The sequence below is a fragment of the Shewanella sp. Koi 1 genome (genome assembly GCF_052907445.1).
On sequence record NZ_JBREJM010000001.1, the window covers coordinates 2,919,158 to 2,935,000 of the forward strand.

12 protein-coding genes and 2 rRNA genes (1 of these 14 running past the window's edge) are annotated in these 15,843 nt (G+C 48.0%); 2 read left to right on the top strand and 12 right to left on the bottom strand.

Annotated features, from left to right (window positions below; all coding sequences use genetic code 11):
* Window positions 1-70 precede the first annotated feature (70 nt).
* The 9 genes from ACUZ8J_RS12780 to ACUZ8J_RS12820 all read right to left on the bottom strand — a co-directional run bounded on the left by ACUZ8J_RS12780 (window position 71) and on the right by ACUZ8J_RS12820 (window position 8,641).
* Window positions 71-586 carry a GDYXXLXY domain-containing protein gene (locus ACUZ8J_RS12780; protein WP_446694008.1) on the bottom strand — a complete coding sequence of 172 codons (516 nt, stop codon included), beginning with the start codon at window positions 584-586 and terminating at the stop codon, window positions 71-73.
* Complete coding sequence (locus tag ACUZ8J_RS12785; protein WP_446694009.1) at window positions 586-1,710, bottom strand: DUF4401 domain-containing protein; 1,125 nt, start codon at window positions 1,708-1,710, stop codon at window positions 586-588. The genes ACUZ8J_RS12780 and ACUZ8J_RS12785 overlap by 1 nt, the downstream gene beginning before the upstream one ends.
* Window positions 1,703-2,767 carry a DUF2157 domain-containing protein gene (locus ACUZ8J_RS12790; RefSeq protein WP_446694010.1) on the bottom strand — a complete coding sequence of 355 codons (1,065 nt, stop codon included), beginning with the start codon at window positions 2,765-2,767 and terminating at the stop codon, window positions 1,703-1,705. Before ACUZ8J_RS12790 ends, ACUZ8J_RS12785 begins: the two co-directional genes overlap by 8 nt.
* Window positions 2,768-3,002: 235 nt before the next feature.
* Complete coding sequence (locus tag ACUZ8J_RS12795) at window positions 3,003-3,389, bottom strand: hypothetical protein (RefSeq protein ID WP_086904437.1); 387 nt, start codon at window positions 3,387-3,389, stop codon at window positions 3,003-3,005.
* 261 nt (window positions 3,390-3,650) lie between these two features.
* Window positions 3,651-4,046: a hypothetical protein gene (locus ACUZ8J_RS12800; RefSeq protein WP_011625878.1), complete on the bottom strand. Its 396-nt coding sequence runs from the start codon at window positions 4,044-4,046 to the stop codon at window positions 3,651-3,653.
* A gap of 34 nt (window positions 4,047-4,080) precedes the next feature.
* Window positions 4,081-4,545 (bottom strand): GNAT family N-acetyltransferase, encoded by a 465-nt coding sequence (locus ACUZ8J_RS12805; protein ID WP_446694011.1) that lies wholly within the window; start codon window positions 4,543-4,545, stop codon window positions 4,081-4,083.
* Window positions 4,546-4,627: 82 nt separating this feature from the next.
* Window positions 4,628-5,230, bottom strand: a complete 603-nt coding sequence (locus tag ACUZ8J_RS12810) for a GNAT family N-acetyltransferase (RefSeq protein WP_446694012.1) — start codon at window positions 5,228-5,230, stop codon at window positions 4,628-4,630.
* 414 nt (window positions 5,231-5,644) lie between these two features.
* Window positions 5,645-6,268: a 2OG-Fe(II) oxygenase gene (locus ACUZ8J_RS12815; protein ID WP_011716631.1), complete on the bottom strand. Its 624-nt coding sequence runs from the start codon at window positions 6,266-6,268 to the stop codon at window positions 5,645-5,647.
* Between the two features lie 225 nt (window positions 6,269-6,493).
* Complete coding sequence (locus ACUZ8J_RS12820) at window positions 6,494-8,641, bottom strand: M3 family metallopeptidase (protein WP_446694013.1); 2,148 nt, start codon at window positions 8,639-8,641, stop codon at window positions 6,494-6,496.
* Window positions 8,642-9,331: 690 nt separating this feature from the next.
* Between ACUZ8J_RS12820 and ACUZ8J_RS12825 the strand changes: the two genes are divergently transcribed.
* Window positions 9,332-11,392, top strand: coding sequence for a bifunctional 2',3'-cyclic-nucleotide 2'-phosphodiesterase/3'-nucleotidase (locus ACUZ8J_RS12825; RefSeq protein ID WP_446694014.1), 2,061 nt, complete (start codon window positions 9,332-9,334; stop codon window positions 11,390-11,392).
* A gap of 226 nt (window positions 11,393-11,618) precedes the next feature.
* Entirely contained in the window at window positions 11,619-12,335 is a 717-nt protein-coding gene (locus ACUZ8J_RS12830; protein WP_446694015.1) for a DUF2057 domain-containing protein, read from the top strand.
* A gap of 246 nt (window positions 12,336-12,581) precedes the next feature.
* Here the strand turns inward: ACUZ8J_RS12830 and tnpA are convergent, their stop codons facing one another.
* The 3 genes from tnpA to ACUZ8J_RS12845 form a co-directional block, all read right to left on the bottom strand.
* Window positions 12,582-13,016: an IS200/IS605-like element ISShes8 family transposase gene (gene tnpA / locus ACUZ8J_RS12835; protein ID WP_039978090.1), complete on the bottom strand. Its 435-nt coding sequence runs from the start codon at window positions 13,014-13,016 to the stop codon at window positions 12,582-12,584.
* Window positions 13,017-13,179: 163 nt separating this feature from the next.
* A 5S ribosomal RNA gene (gene rrf, locus ACUZ8J_RS12840) occupies window positions 13,180-13,295 on the bottom strand.
* A gap of 173 nt (window positions 13,296-13,468) precedes the next feature.
* Window positions 13,469-15,843: ribosomal RNA gene (locus ACUZ8J_RS12845) — 23S ribosomal RNA — on the bottom strand (it continues 518 nt past the right edge of the window).

A 15,843-nucleotide genomic window follows, 5' to 3' on the forward strand; every position in this document is an offset into this window, starting at 1 on the left:
TGGACTAGGAAAAATAGCGAAGATGGCGAGCATGGCTCACCATCTTGTTAACGATCATCAGGGTTGCCCGTTATAGCGGCTGCAACTGCTCATCCAGCAGATTCACCAACAACAACTCCCCCCGAGTGCTGACTCTGAATTCTCCATACTTGGCTTGGCTGAAGTGGTCTGCTTGGCCCTCTTCGAAGAAGAAACTATTTGAGGCAAGCTTTACTCTATGATTACGCAGGCGAAAATCTACCGTGAGTTGCTCAGCCGTTTTGGGTTGGTCACGGTAAATACCGACAAAGTGCGCCACCTTTTGCGTATCGAGCGTCAACAGCAGTTGCCCCTGCGTCATCCCTTCAGGCAGTGCGGCGCGCACCTCCTGCGCAATGGCATACTCCAAGGCCATGTAATCCCCCTGCATAATCGAGCGAGGATCCACTGGCGCTAAGGCAAAAAGTACCACTTGGCCATCTTGTAATAACTGCTCAAACTGGGCGATTCGCCAGTTGATGCTTATCAGCAGTGCTGCGGCGGTAAACACCACTAAGACTAAAGCGCGCTTATGGAAACGGCTTAATGCTAAGGTCGCTTTATCCATTATGCTTGCTCCTTATGCTCAACCTGCACTTGCGTGATCGGAAAAAAGCGCCACATCAATAGCCTCGCGATAATAAGCACTCCGCCTAATCCCATTAAATACAGAGATTTAAGCATCAAAGTGGTCTCGAGGGAATAATAATAGCCCGCCGCAAACACTAGCCCGGAGGCGATACCCATCCCCTTAAGCCACGCCTCGTGCCCGTAGTGCCCCAACAATATCAGCAGCACTGCCGTTGATAAGCCCTGCATGGGGAAAGACAGTGCAGTAATGAGCACTAATCCTAAAAACGCAAATAATATGGCGGGATGGGTGAATGGAGTCTGCCATTGTTTACAAAGACTCAGGAGTAAAAAGCTGCAGATGGCAAACACTACCAGTAAATGAACTGCGGTTATCCCCGATTGCCAATCCACGGCATACAACTGCGAAAACTCGCTATCCAGACTAAACACATGCATAAGTTGAATGCTGAGCAGATTTGCACTGGTGGCAAAAATCCACATTCTCGCCCTTTGATAGTGGTGCCCAGTGCGGTGAAGATTGAGTAGCACAACGCTCGATAGTAACAGCCACAGCGTCGGCGTTAACGATAAGAGATGCCACTCGGCCAACAGTCCTGTGACGCAGACACTACAGCCAAATGCAAATACCCACTGGGCCACTGCGTGCTTGATTATCCCCCAAAGCAGTAAAAACAGTGCCGCCATGCTCAGATACCAAGCCAGATTGAAGGTATCGCCGAGTAAATCAAACAGCCCCCAAGCTAGAGCAAGCGTGCCGCTTAAACAGGAGGCAAAGGCAAACTGCTGCAAAAAGTGCTGCTGGCGCCCGCCCCAATATAAGGCAAGCCCTAGGCCTAAATAACTGCCACCGATAAAAAGTGCCGTGCCTCCTTCGAATCGCCCCCACAGGCTATCGAAAAGTGACACCATAAAACCTAATAAGAACCAAGCGGCTATCCAAGCCGCACCTACTTGCATCAAAGCGATATACCAGGGCATATCTTGGGATTCGGGGAACTCTAGGGTATTCACTGCGCCCTTAGCATATAAACTCTGCCACAGAGACTGCGGCGCAGATATCTCGCTTGTTTGCAGCGACTCATTGGGGTGCTTATTCATGGCTTAGCTCCTCATTCTCACTGGGAGTCTGCGTAGGCGAGATGCCCGCTTTAGCTTGCCGATGCAATCGCCTTAACACAGTGCTTAAGCCTGTGCTCGCTAAAATGATGTAAAGCCCAATCAACAAAAAGCCGCTAATGGGATCGCTATTGCGAAACAGCAGTTCGGTGAATAACGCCGCGCCGACGCTGATCAAGCTAAAGCCACCCAATGCCAAGGGATAAACCTGCAATCGTTTGTGCCTGAACCACCAGAATCCAAACAATAGATGGCCAAAGTAACCAACCCACACCGCAACCAGCAGTGGCTTAGTGTCGCTCGGCTCAAAAATTATCCAACACACCAGTAAGGTAAAGCACCCCATGGCCGTCAATGAACTCGCATACTCTACAAATGGCGCATGCCAACGTCTGCTGATACTGCCGAGAAACACAAAACCGTAGTAGATAGTCAGATTAAGGACCACAAAGAGACATAACCACAACTGTTCATCCAGCCAGAGCGAAGCCGTATCGGCATACAGCCCAAGGCTTAAATTCACTAGCCCCACCAGCAGTAACCATAGGCCATCAAAGCCTGCCACCCACGCGAAAGGCAAAATCGCAAGTGCCCAAATGGCGAACAGCTGCCAAGGATCGGCGCCAGTTTGATAAGTTTGCCCAACTAGCGCGAGCAGCCCTCCCACTAACATGCTCACCACCAGCAGCGCAGCATTGGCAAGGGTTGCTCCGAACAAACAATGAGAAGGGTCAACGAGCTGCTTCGCTGCGCTGCGATAATACAACCAGACAAAGCTGACAAGGCTAATTAATAGCGCCGCTTCAATCAGCGCAAACTTGCTCATTCGCGCGAGTGACTGCCAGTTATAGGCAAAAAAGAAAAGCACTCCGCAGGCAAAGCTTAACGCCCCCGCCCATTGTAAAAGCTGCGCTAGTAAGCTGCGCCAACTGGCGGCGTTGGGTGGCACGGATAACTGTCGATAGAGTTCATTTGCCTCGGTTGGCGTGATATGTCCCTGTTCCAGCCATTCATAGACGTGCGAGGTAAGATGGCGCAATCTGAAATCTCCCTATTATTACCTGACGATGACAGCGCAACTATCACTAAAAGCTACCACTAAGTGCTATCACTAAGTGCGCGACAAACCTGCCAAGTAAATTGCCAAAGATAGTCCCTATTGTATTGATCAATAGAGCAAATAGAGAAGTGAATCTTCAGCCTTATCCATAAATCACCTAAAGTGATATAGGTACTGTCTATTGGCAGGGGAAATCCTAGTTCAACGAACGCGTTTATAACTGCAGTGGACTGAGCACCGCAAGCAAGGCTATCAATAAAAAGACTAAGGATTGCAAACGGAGTCGCAGGCTGGCTTGAGGTGGGGATAACAACGCCACGTAAAACAGCCAAATGGCATACATACCGTAGTTAAGCCCCAAAAACAGCAATAGGCTGTAGCCATACATTTCAGGAAGGAGTTTGAGCGCACACACCAAAAACACCGCGGTAGTGGATACATAGAATACCGATTGGCAATAAAATAGCGCGCTGAACCACTGTTTATCAGGCTCAGATAAAGGCGCACTCATCAGCTTCGGCAGCCGCTTTTGTTTCCCCTCCAGTAAGTGGTAAACGCACACACCTGCACTCAGGATTGTTGCTATCGACAAACTGATCATTGGTTATCTCTCGCCCTTATTCGCGGCCATTAGGCCCATGCTCATCTAGGGAGTAAGACCCGCCAAAGCGGCACTCTATTACAACAGCCTTACTCTTAATGACAAAAGCTGTGCGCTATTACACATAGCATGTGCCATGACACAGGTATCGGCGGAATCACATTCATAAAGACTAAATCATGCTAAACCACGGTAAATCAATAAATAAACTTCAGATAACAAAAAGGAGCCACAGGCTCCTTTGTTTATCACAGGCAAGGCTTACATGGTGGCCATGGTCCAGTAATCGAGGCGCTTTTGCGGATCGGCTAACAGGTTTTTACACTCTTCTTTGTATTTGCCCATTAGTGCACCTAAGTTACTTGAGCCGCCTAGACTCTGGATCTGGCGCGCTTTAGCGTCGGCCACCGCTTGAGTGACTTCGGCTTCTGACTGATACTTCTTCGCCAGATTTTCAGCCTCGACTTTAGAGGTTTTTAAGCGCTCACCCACAGCTTGCATTTGCGGGGCATTCATGGCGCCAATGGCCTCGGAACTGATTTGATAATAAGCAGCACATTCAATGGCTTCTTTACTAAAGGCCTTTTCTGCCTCATCGGCGACTACGCTATGGCTCACGGTTAACATTAAGCCAGCAACGGCAAACGCTTTAAACATCTTGTTGTCCTTTTTATTGGCAATTAAGCATAAACTACTTAAGCAATGAGTGGATCTCAAGCTCGTAAGTTAAAAATTTCTGATCCCGCACAAACCCTAAGGCCTCGTACAATCCCTGCGCGCGGACATTCTCCTTTTGGGTCTCCAGCACTAAGGCGCGAGCGCCCTGGGCTTTGGCATATTCCGCCGCCTGTTGCACCAACGCCCGACCGATGCCAACACAACGCGCATGCTGGGTGACAAACACATCGTTTAGGATAAAAATCGGCGCTAAACGCAGCGATGAAAAACTGGGATATAACTGCACAAACCCCAGCCCCATTCCCTCGGGGGAGCGCGCCATAAACACCACGGACGAGGCATCCTGCAATCGCGCACGAATAAACTGCTCCGCCGCGAGGACATCATCCTTACAGCCGTAAAACTGCCGATACTCATTAAATAACAGGGCAACCTCATGACTATAGGATACGTCAGCGCGAGAAATAATGTTTGCCATCGGCCTTTCCAACCTCAAATCTACATGCGTGTTGCGAGTCCAAATAGCGAATGACCATCGCCATTTGAAGCAGCAATCCGCCCTACTCTACTGGTCGCTGTTGTAAGCGAAATGCTAAGTTGTGTTTCACTGTGGCCCATTCGGAATCGATAATGGAATACACCACGGTATCGCGGATCGTGCCATCCTTGAGGATCTTATTGTTGCGCAGCACGCCATCTTGCTTGGCGCCGAGGCGGGCAATAGCTTGGCGAGATGCTTGATTATGCCAATGGGTGCGAAACTCGACGGCAATGGCATCGAGGGTTTCGAATGCAAAGGTCAGCAGTAATAACTTAGATTCGGTATTGATCCCCGTGCGCTGGGCGCGCTTGGCATACCAAGTGTAACCAATCTCTAAATGGCGATGCTCGCTCTCCCAGTGGCAGATACGGGTGCAGCCGACAATCTCACCAGAGAGACGGTCGCGCACCGCAAACGGGAAACTCTCGCCGCGCGCTTTCTCATCCAAGGCTTTAGTCACATAGGCTTTCATCTCGCTTGACTCTGGCACGCTGGTAAACCATAAACGCCACAACTCGCCATCTGTCACGGCTAAACTCAAGGCGGCAACATGGGATAAAGAGAGGGGTTCTAGCACTACATGTTCACCCGTTAAACAACCTAAAAGATCGCGTTCGCCCACAGTATCGCCTCCATTAGCTGACTAAAAAGTGTGTCCTTGCGCACATTTTTTACTAGCCTAACATTAATCTAAAATAAAAAAACCTCTATTTTCAATGTGATTTGATAATTTCATTCTAGGAGCTGACGCTAAGATTTCCTTAAGCTTCGCCTTAGAAAATGACATGTTAATGAATCGAATGAGGCTAGTTCTGATGCCGCTAAATAACGCAGGGATCGAAAGCGTTCGGATAGTGATGCCCCCTTTTAGCCTAGCGTCAGCGCAAACTAGCAAAAGAGAGCGACTTAGGCATCGATTGGGCGGATGTCGATAACCCAGCACATTAAGATCAAAAAAGCGCAGTGTTTACTTAAAAACACTGCGCTTTTACGTCGCAATTAGCCTTTGGCCATCTCAAGTCAAAACTGACTGAGATTAAAACCCGTGCACGCTATTACTCACCCTAAACCAACCAGCAATACTGTTGCGCTGGGCTAAGGTTCTACTCACCTCATGGGGGAAGCGCTCGCTTAAGAAAATCACAAAGTGACCCATCTTAGGCGCGATGCGTTCAATCTCATTATCGGTTTCATCGTAAATAATCAGCTCGCCGCAATCTGCTGGCGTCCAATCGGGATTTAAGAAAAACACTGTGGTTAAGATACGGTTTTGACTGCCTTTTAGCGCATCCACATGCTTCTTATAAAAGGCGCCGGGTTGGTACACGGCATAATGGCTTTCGTAGTCGAATAACCCCATAAATAATCGACGATTTAGGCCATCCTTTAACTGCGTCATCAAGTCTAGATAGAGGCTATCTGGCTCACTCTGCTCCTCAAGCCACTGGATCCTATCGCGGCGGATATCGGGATTGAGCTGCTGCTCAGCGCCACGTCCAATCGAGGCCGCTTTGAGCTCATGTATTTCTGTTGCTTGGATTTTTTCCAATAATACTTGGCTAATGGGTTGAGGAATTAACTCGGGTAAAAAAATATAGCCTTTGTCTACCAAGGCGTCAGCGATCACATCCAGCACTGCTTCACTTAATTGCGAAACCATTAATGCTACATCCAATAATAAAAGGCTACGCTTTAGCTGTACTCAAGGGCTCAAAGGAGGGGGAACTGAGCCTGATTTTCGAGGGGCGTCGATACGGGATAAAGAAGCTATCCCACAGTCAAATTTGGCGGGATTTTAGAGTAAAGATTATCGAAAAACAATAGCGTAAAAAAAGGCTTGATAGGTTGCCCTACCAAGCCTTTGGCCCTTTTTACAATGAATCGTTTAATCGACTAAACCACGGCGCTTTAATAAGGCATCGGTCGTGGGTTTTTGACCGGTAAAGTGGATGTAATCCTGCATCAGATCTTCGCTGTTGCCTTTAGACAATACCGCATCACGGAACTTATCGCCGTTTTCGGCTTTTAAACCACCATGTTGGCCCATATAGGCAAAGGCATCGGCGGCAAACACTTCCGTACACAGATAAGCGTAATAACCGGCAGAATAGCCACCGGAGAAAGCATGGCTAAAATAGCTCGACTTATAACGCGGTGGAATTGGCGCGAAATCGAGGCCATGTTTGGCTAACACTTGATGCTCAAACTGTTCCACATCCTTGATTTGGGTGTCGGCACCAATCGAGTGCCATTCCATATCCAGTAATGCAGCCGCTAAATACTCAACAGTATCAAAACCTTGACCAAATTTATTCGAGGCTAAGATTTTATCGAGTAAGGCTTTAGGAATAGGCTCACCAGTTTGGTAGTGCTTGGCGTAATTGGCAATGACCGCAGGGTCAATGTTCCAATCTTCGTTAACTTGAGACGGAAACTCCACAAAATCGCGCGCTGTAGAGGTGCCTGCCACACTCGGGTATTTCACCTTGGAGAATAAACCGTGCACCGCATGACCAAATTCATGGAACATAGTGGTCACTTCATCGAAGGTCATCAAGGTTGGACCGTCGGCAGGTTTCGGGATATTCAGTGCGTTATACACCACAGGCTTAGTGCCTAGCAGGCCGCTTTGAGTGACAAACTCATCCATCCAAGCGCCGCCGCCCTTACCTTCACGGGCATAAGGGTCAAGATAGAACAGACCAATAGAGCTGTTGTCTTTATCGAAAACCTCAAAGGCGAGGACATCGCTATTCCATACTGGTAAATCGGTGCGCGGTTTTACGCTGATGCCGTAGAGTTTGTGCATCGCGAAGAACAAACCATCCTTCAGCACAGAGTTAAATTCAAAGTAGGGTTTGATGCTGCTCTCATCGAGGGCGTATTTTTGCTGACGCACTTTCTCGGCGTAATAAGCCCAATCCCAAGGTTGTAATTCAAAATTACCGCCGGCCTTTTTGATTTCAGCTTGGATATCCGCCGCATCGGCCTTAGCGTGAGCCAGCGCTTTAGGCGCCAAGTCATCTAAAATTTCATACACAGCGCTTGGCGTTTTAGCCATTTGGTCTGCCACGGCGTAGGCTGCCCAAGTATCAAAGCCGAGTAAGTTGGCTTTCTTGGCGCGCAGCTGCGCCATCTTCACGATTAAAGGGCCATTGCTGGCAACGGCGCGGTGAGCCGAGGTTTCCCAGACTTTTTGGCGCAGTTCGCGGTTGTTTAAACTGGCCAAGATAGGCTGACGAGTCGTGTTCACTAAGGTAATCAGGTAACCTGTTTTACCCGCTGCCTGCGCTGCGGCCGCTAAGGTCGCGATTTCGCTGTCAGATAGACCGTCCAGCTGTGCCTTGTCGGTCACAACAATCACATCGTCTTTAAATGACTTTAAGCTGTTTTGAGAAAACTCAGTCGCAAGGGTCGCTAACTCAGCGTTAAAGTCGCGCATTTTGGCTTTATCGGCATCGGATAATTTGGCCCCAGCACGTACAAACTGCTCGTAATAAAACTCGACCAAGCGCTTATCTTCGGCATTTAACCCGGCACGTTGTTGATAAACGGTTTCTACACGGGCAAATAAACTTGGATCTAAGTAAATGTTATCGCGGTGAGCCGACAGCTTAGGCGCTAAATCCGCCTCGGTCTTTTGAAAATCATCGTCGGAGATTAACCCCGCCAGATTGAAGAAGGTGCGTGACACTCGAGTTAACAACTCACCCGAGGTTTCCATGGCTAAAATCGTATTCTCGAAGGTTGGCGCCTGTTTATTGGCAATAATGGCGGCAATTTCAGCCTCATGCTCTTTTATGCCCTGCGCAAACGCGGGAGCATAATCCGAACTCTTGATCAGGTTAAACTGCGGAGCTTGATCCTGCAGTGGACTCTTACTCAATAGCACATTGGTTGCATCAGCTTGAGTCGATGCAGCAGCTTGCATCGCGACCGCATTGGCGGCCTCGGTATTGGCTGCCGGTTTTTCTGAGCAAGCGCCCAATAACAATGCCGCGGCCACGGCAGTAGTAATAACAGACTTACGCATAGGAACTCCCTAGAGTGTTACTGCCCTGTCTTTATATTTTTTAAGTGAAAGGTGCGAGTAACGGATTTTGGCTTCTCTTCCAACTGACGCATGCTTTGGGCGCCCGTTTTCGACGCACAACCTTAGCAAGTTAAGCGACCTTCGGCCAAGTTTTCAAAGCCTAGGATCGAGGGGAATTTGTATCTCTTTATGTGTGACGGCCGTCAAATTACGGCATCAAGGGCATTTTGTCTGCGATTGAGCGACGAGCGGCCATAGGTAAGGAGCAAAACAATCAAGGTTTTAAACGATAAAATTTATTTTATAAATAAAAGCTTAGGCGAAAACACTTCATAAAAATCGTCAACATTATCTCAAAGACTCATCGAATATCAGCACAGGTGAAACTCAATCAGCTAACAAATATTAATTATTCTTAATAAATAGCTGGCAACATCGAATTAACCAGCCGATGAATAAAAATACCGCAGCCATGGTGCACAAATTAATCAATCAGGCGCCTGATCACAATTTGAAACAGCTTTTATCCAATTAATGTCACATTCAGATCATCAAATCTCTTTATAATCCCCGTCCGTTAACTAAATGACGCGACAACCTAACGGTTCTTTCGTTATGAATTAACAGGATGATGGGCATGTTCTCAAAAGAACATGTATTAGGGTCAAATAAATATAAATAGAGAAAACGATGTTAAATAAAAAACTACTCGCAGTGATGATCACTGCCGCCTTAGGCGTAAGCGCCTGTGGCTCGGATGATGAGAAAATCGTTCAAGCGGATTTACGTGTATTAGAAACGACGGATCTGCACACAAATATCATGGATTTCAACTACTACAGTGGTAAAGAAGACCCAACAATTGGTCTGGCACGTACCGCAAGCCTTATCCATGCCGCCCGTAAAGAAGCCAAAAACAGTGTACTCGTAGATAACGGCGACCTGCTTCAAGGTAGTCCTATGGGAGACTACATGGCTAAAGTCGGCCTGCAAATGGGCGATGTTCACCCCGCCTATAAAGCGATGAATCTATTAGATTACGAAGTAGGTAATATCGGTAACCACGAATTTAACTATGGTTTAGATTTTTTAAATAAATCACTTCATGGTGCAGAATTCCCTTATATTAACGCCAACGTCTATTGTGCCGATGATAAGGGCTGCTGGAATGATGTGAAAAAAGGTGAGCATTTATTCACCCCTTATATTATTAAAGAAAAACAAATCGTCGATAGCGAAGGAAATAACCAAACCATTAAGATTGGTTATATTGGTTTTGTGCCACCACAAATCTTATTGTGGGATAAACAAAATCTGACCGGCAAAGTAACGGTTGAAGATATTGTGGCGACTGCCAAAAAATATGTGCCTGAAATGAAAGCAAAAGGCGCTGATTTGATTATCGCAATTCCACACTCTGGTATTGGTTCGACCGAAAATCCTGGCGATCCTATGGCAGAGAACGCAACCTATGCCTTGACCTATGTCGACGGTATTAATGCCATCCTCTTTGGTCACAGCCACTCTATTTTCCCCGATGCCAAATATGCCGACTTACCTAACACAGACGTGACTAAAGGTCTGTTAAATGGTGTACCAGCCGTCATGCCTGGACGCTGGGGTGACAACTTAGGTGTGGTCGACTTTAAACTCGAGCGTAAAGACGGTAAGTGGTCTGTACTTAGTGCCACCACTAAGGCACGTCCTATCTATGATGGTGCAACTAAAACACCATTAGTCGAAGCCGACGCCGCCATCCATGATGCTGTCGCCGCCGAGCACCAAGGGACGCTCGCCTTCGTGGATGAGCCAATTGGGGTTGCTGCCGCCGATATGTATAGCTTCTTGACCTTAGTGCAGGACGATCCAACCGTACAAATCGTTTCTGACGCGCAAATTGCCAACGTCAAAGCCAAACTCCCCGAGGCATTAAAAGATCTGCCAGTTTTATCGGCTTCTGCGCCATTCAAAGCCGGTGGTCGCCACGGTACAACCAGTGATGCAGACCAATACGTACAAGTCGATAAAGGCGCATTGACCTTTAAAAACGCCGCCGATCTTTACCTCTACCCCAACACTATGGTGGCAGTTAAAGCGACGGGTGCTGAACTGAAAGATTGGCTGGAGTGTTCGGCTAACCAATTCAATCAAATCGATCCAACCAAAACCACGCCGCAGGAATTAATCAACAACTGGGATGGTCACCCAACCTATAACTTCGACGTGCTCGATGGCTTGACCTACAAGATTGATGTCACTCAACCAAGCAAGTTCGACCGCGACTGCGCCGTCGTCAATGCCAATGCTAACCGTATCGTCGATTTAAGCTACACAGATGCCAACGGTAAAGTCTTCACTGGCGAAGAGTTTGCGGCTAAAGAATTTATCGTGGCCTCAAATAACTACCGCGCCTTTGGTGGCAAGTTTGCAGGTACAGGCAGTGATCATGTGGTACTCGAACTGCCAGATACTAACCGTGAAGCCTTAGCGGCCTATATCACGGCGCAATCTCAGTTCAACGAAACCACAGGCAAGTATGATGGCATGGTCAACCCAAGTGCTGACTACAACTGGGATTTCAAAACCATCAGCACCAATGTTGCGTTAGATATTCGCTTCCAGACCCAAGATAGCGATAAAGCCGCTATCTTTATCGAAGCCAATAAACAACGCGAAATGACCAAGATTAGTAAAGATGAACTCGGTTTCGCCGTGTACCGCATCAACCTAAGCCAAGATAAAGCGAAGTAATTTGCGTTATTACACTTAGGTTAGGCCAATATCAGGCTAAACTCAGTCTCGTACTTAGACAAGAAAGGGCTCCCTGTGAGCCTTTTTTTTATTCTAAATCCCAACCAAATATCGATGAATGTATAGTGCTTTGAGTGTCCTTTGTGATCATCGGCTTAGCTCTCCACTTTGTGTTAACGGTTATCTCACTTATCATTAGTGCGTGATATCAACCAAGAGAAAGCCTATGAAATCCCCCTCTATCCTGTGCGCATCCGCCATACTGCTTGCCAGCCTGCAACCCGTTAGTGCCGAAGTTCTCCTGCAGCTACCAAGTGATGTCGAGCTGTTAACCGTGAATGGACAAAAGCCATTAAGCACCTCGCCAGTCACGCTGAGTGATGGATTGAACCAAATCGCGTTTCGCTACAATGCCCAGTACCGCAAACAGGCTAATTCGGTACGCTATCAATCGGACGTACTGATCATCCGCTTTAACGAAACCGACCAAGCATTACAGCTCAAACTGCCCAATATCGACTCGGCTAAAGCCGCAAAGCAGTTCGATGAGTCACCGTCAATCGCGCTTGTAGATAAGCACAATCAAGTGATTAGCTTTAACCAAGACAGATTAGTGAAAAACGGGCTTCAGATAGGCCGAAACTTCGAACAGGAAATCTTTCAATATAATCAAGGCCAGCATCCCGCCTCGATAAGGCTTGCTGCGGTGCAAAGCCAGCCTCAATTACCTGCAGCAACGAGAGCACCAACGCTGCCAGCTACCACTTCTGCACCATCAACAGCCGTAACCACCAGTACTGCCGCATCAACAGCTGCGATAACACAAGGCGCAGCGCCTGACTCACCGACTCAAGCTGAAATCAGCCATATGCTAGATTATTGGTATCACCTCGCCGATGACGCCACCAAAGCAAAATTCAAGGCGAAAATTAACGGGCAATAAGCGTGTTCGTTAGGTTTTTGCAGTAACAAACGAGCAAGACACGCTACCCCATAAAGAATAGAGCAGCCTAGGTTGCTCTTTTTATTGGCCTGATATTAGTTGCCTAAATGGTTAGGGGAAAACCAAGCTGAACCGTGAGTGAAGTGGGAATATAAAGAGTTAACAGGTGGAAATTGGAAACAGCAAAAGTAAAGAATCCACCTTCTGAAGAAGGTGGCTTTGTTTTAACCCCCTAAAAGGGGGCCTTTATTCAAGAGCAAGTTGACCCTGCTCTTGCCGCTCTACTTTCTCTTGATGCCTAACGTATCTACGGATTATTTCCTCGTTAATTCCAATCGAATCGACGAAGTATCCTCTCTGCCAAAAATGATTTCCCCAAAGTTTATTCTTACGTAGGTAAGGAAATTTACTGAATATTTTCAACGCTATCTTACCTTTTAACGCCCCCATTAAATTCGATATAGATATCTTCGGAGGTACCTTCACCACTAAATGGACATGGTCAACTTGAACATTTAGCTCCATGACTATGCATCCCATTTGATGGCAATAAACCTGAATGCATCGATAAACCTCTTTTCCGACATTACCTTTCAATATCCGAAAGCGGTACTTTGGTGTCCAGACTATATGATATTGACATCGCCAGAACACATGCGATGCTTGCTCGTATCTACTCATGTTATTTGCCTCTTTTGACTTCGCTAAAAATCAAAGATGCATTTAACATGGGTAGGTATACAGGCAAAGCCTCAAATGATGATAACCACCTACTGAAGTAGGTGGTTTTGGGCTAAAAACAAAAAAGCCAGCTTATTCAGCTGGCTTCTTCGTTTAATTAGGCGCTTGGCGATGACCTACTCTCACATGGGGAGACCCCACACTACCATCGGCGCGATTGCGTTTCACTTCTGAGTTCGGGATGGGATCAGGTGGGACCACAATGCTATTGTCACCAAGCAAAAATTGTCTGGAACAATTTTTAACGCGCTTTAGCGCGGCCCCTTAGGGTCAACTACATGGATGTAGTTGATAAATACTTATTCCAGTGAATTCGGAAAGCTGGATTGAGTGCACTTCTTAAGTGTTCATATTCAAGCTAAGTGCTACTTAGCAAAACCCATCTGGGTTGTATGGTTAAGCCTCTCGAGTCATTAGTATCAGTTAGCTCAACGCCTCACAACGCTTACACACCTGACCTATCAACGTCCTAGTCTCGAACGGCTCTTTAGTGGACTCAAAGTCCAAGGGATGACTCATCTTGGGGCTCGCTTCCCGCTTAGATGCTTTCAGCGGTTATCGATTCCGAACATAGCTACCGGGCAATGCCATTGGCATGACAACCCGAACACCAGCGGTTCGTTCACTCCGGTCCTCTCGTACTAGGAGCAACTCCCCTCAATCATCCAACGCCCACGGCAGATAGGGACCGAACTGTCTCACGACGTTCTGAACCCAGCTCGCGTACCACTTTAAATGGCGAACAGCCATACCCTTGGGACCGACTTCAGCCCCAGGATGTGATGAGCCGACATCGAGGTGCCAAACACCGCCGTCGATATGAACTCTTGGGCGGTATCAGCCTGTTATCCCCGGAGTACCTTTTATCCGTTGAGCGATGGCCCTTCCATTCAGAACCACCGGATCACTATGACCTACTTTCGTACCTGCTCGACGTGTCTGTCTCGCAGTTAAGCTGGCTTATGCCATTGCACTAACCGTACGATGTCCGACCGTACTTAGCCAACCTTCGTGCTCCTCCGTTACTCTTTGGGAGGAGACCGCCCCAGTCAAACTACCCACCAGGCACTGTCCTTAACCCCGATTAGGGGCCCAAGTTAGAACATCAACACTACAAGGGTGGTATTTCAAGGACGACTCCACAAGAACTAGCGTTCCCGCTTCAAAGTCTCCCACCTATCCTACACATGTAGGGTCAATGTTCAGTGCCAAGCTATAGTAAAGGTTCACGGGGTCTTTCCGTCTAGCCGCGGGTATACGGCATCTTCACCGCAATTTCAACTTCACTGAGTCTCGGCTGGAGACAGCGTGGCCATCATTACGCCATTCGTGCAGGTCGGAACTTACCCGACAAGGAATTTCGCTACCTTAGGACCGTTATAGTTACGGCCGCCGTTTACCGGGGCTTCGATCATGAGCTTCTCTTGCGATAACCCAATCAATTAACCTTCCGGCACCGGGCAGGCGTCACACCGTATACTTCCTCTTGCGAGTTTGCACAGTGCTGTGTTTTTGATAAACAGTTGCAGCCACCTGGTATCTGCGACTGCCGTCAGCTTAGGGAGCAAGTCCCATCACCAACAGCAGCGTACCTTCTCCCGAAGTTACGGTACCATTTTGCCTAGTTCCTTCAGCCGAGTTCTCTCAAGCGCCTTGGTATTCTCTACCCGACCACCTGTGTCGGTTTGGGGTACGATTCCCGCTAACCTGAAGCTTAGAAGATTTTCCTGGAAGCATGGCATCAACTACTTCATCCCCTTAGGGACTCGTCATCAGCTCTCAGTGTATAGTGACCCGGATTTGCCTAAGTCACCCACCTACCACCTTAAACGCGGACTACCAACGCCGCGCTAGCCTAGCCTTCTCCGTCTCTCCATCGCAGTTAGCGGAAGTACAGAAATATTAATCTGTTTCCCATCGACTACGCCTTTCGGCCTCGCCTTAGGGGTCGACTCACCCTGCCCCGATTAACGTTGGACAGGAACCCTTGGTCTTTCGGCGAGGGGGTTTTTCACCCCCTTTATCGTTACTCATGTCAGCATTCGCACTTCTGATACCTCCAGTGTGGGTTACCCCTTCACCTTCAACGGCTTACAGAACGCTCCTCTACCGCGCAACTCTAATGAATTGCACCCGTAGCTTCGGTGGTATGTTTAGCCCCGTTACATCTTCCGCGCAGGCCGACTCGACTAGTGAGCTATTACGCTTTCTTTAAATGATGGCTGCTTCTAAGCCAACATCCTAGCTGTCTAAGCCTTCCCACATCGTTTCCCACTTAACATACACTTTGGGACCTTAGCTGACGGTCTGGGTTGTTTCCCTTTTGACGACGGACGTTAGCACCCGCCGTCTGTCTCCCGGATAGCACTCTTTGGTATTCGGAGTTTGCAAAGGGTTGGTAAGTCGGGATGACCCCCTAGCCTTAACAGTGCTCTACCCCCAAAGGTGTTCGTCCGAGGCGCTACCTAAATAGCTTTCGAGGAGAACCAGATATCTCCCGGTTTGATTGGCCTTTCACCCCCAGCCACAAGTCATCCGCTAATTTTTCAACATTAGTCGGTTCGGTCCTCCAGTTGATGTTACTCAACCTTCAACCTGCCCATGGCTAGATCACCGGGTTTCGGGTCTACGCCTTGCAACTAAACGCGCAGTTAACACTCGGTTTCCCTACGGCTCCGCTATTCGCTTAACCTCGCTACAAAACGTAAGTCGCTGACCCATTATACAAAAGGTACGCAGTCACGGTCTCAAGTACCGCTCCCACTGC

Bases quoted from the DNA above. Each gene is read 5' to 3' on its own strand.
- ACUZ8J_RS12780 (WP_446694008.1), bottom strand. From the start codon at position 586: ATGGATAAAGCGACCTTAGCATTAAGCCGTTTCCATAAGCGCGCTTTA.
- ACUZ8J_RS12785 (WP_446694009.1), bottom strand. From the start codon at position 1,710: ATGAATAAGCACCCCAATGAGTCGCTGCAAACAAGCGAGATATCTGCG.
- ACUZ8J_RS12795 (WP_086904437.1), bottom strand. From the start codon at position 3,389: ATGATCAGTTTGTCGATAGCAACAATCCTGAGTGCAGGTGTGTGCGTT.
- ACUZ8J_RS12800 (WP_011625878.1), bottom strand. From the start codon at position 4,046: ATGTTTAAAGCGTTTGCCGTTGCTGGCTTAATGTTAACCGTGAGCCAT.
- ACUZ8J_RS12805 (WP_446694011.1), bottom strand. From the start codon at position 4,545: ATGGCAAACATTATTTCTCGCGCTGACGTATCCTATAGTCATGAGGTT.
- ACUZ8J_RS12815 (WP_011716631.1), bottom strand. From the start codon at position 6,268: ATGGTTTCGCAATTAAGTGAAGCAGTGCTGGATGTGATCGCTGACGCC.
- ACUZ8J_RS12820 (WP_446694013.1), bottom strand. From the start codon at position 8,641: ATGCGTAAGTCTGTTATTACTACTGCCGTGGCCGCGGCATTGTTATTG.
- ACUZ8J_RS12825 (WP_446694014.1), top strand. From the start codon at position 9,332: ATGTTAAATAAAAAACTACTCGCAGTGATGATCACTGCCGCCTTAGGC.
- ACUZ8J_RS12830 (WP_446694015.1), top strand. From the start codon at position 11,619: ATGAAATCCCCCTCTATCCTGTGCGCATCCGCCATACTGCTTGCCAGC.
- tnpA (WP_039978090.1), bottom strand. From the start codon at position 13,016: ATGAGTAGATACGAGCAAGCATCGCATGTGTTCTGGCGATGTCAATAT.